Below are 745 nucleotides of genomic sequence, written 5' to 3'. Positions count from 1 at the left end.
TAAGCAGCTAAAGAGAAATTGTTGTTTTTGCCAGTTATTGGCTTTTGCGTTTTAACGAGGCCGACCCCTCGACTCGCAACTTAAGCTCGAACTACCCCTGTCGAATCCGTAACGTCCCCATATAAAATGCTCACACAACTTATTCAGATATGTTCGCTATGAGTGACTTACGAAGCATAAAGCAAAGGCTTCATAATTTATAAAAACTACACATCGTGCAATTTATGTTGCTGATTAACTTACAAACTTATTATAACATATCCACTTGAAGTTGCTATTAACAATTGTTTCTAATACATTAGTTTAGTTACCAATACTTCAACAATTATCCATTTTGATTTTTTGACGATCAGAACTTTAAGATAGTATCCTCTCCCCTCCTACGTAGAAACATTTTATGTCTAACTTCTAAACATTCCATTCATTCCTCTAGCTTGCCTCTATCCGAATCAACTTATATATTCACGATTGATAGATCGCCTTAGCTCACTATTTGATTGTTCTAATTTAAATTCAAGAAAGGTTATTATTTTATATAGATGAACGTACTAAAAATATAGCATATTTATAAAACTATAATTATCTGCAGTTACTCCTAAATAGAAAAAACCCTTTAAACACTGATATATCAATGTTTAAAGAGGTTTCATTATTGATATTTAAACAATAAAAAACCACCAAACAGTATGTATTGGTGGAGACGGTGGGAGTCGAACCCACGTCCAAGAATATCGGCACTTAAGCT

General features: G+C 33.3%; 1 other RNA gene. It reads right to left on the bottom strand.

Annotated elements, in window-relative coordinates:
- Window positions 1-119: a transfer-messenger RNA gene (gene ssrA, locus AN960_RS24225) on the bottom strand; the annotation flags it as partial.
- Window positions 120-745 lie beyond the last annotated feature (626 nt).

The organism is Bacillus sp. FJAT-25509 (assembly GCF_001420605.1).
Classification (GTDB): Bacteria; Bacillota; Bacilli; order Bacillales; family Bacillaceae_G; genus Gottfriedia.
Note: the sequence above shows the minus strand (reverse complement) of the source record. Positions and strands in the feature narration are given on the sequence as shown.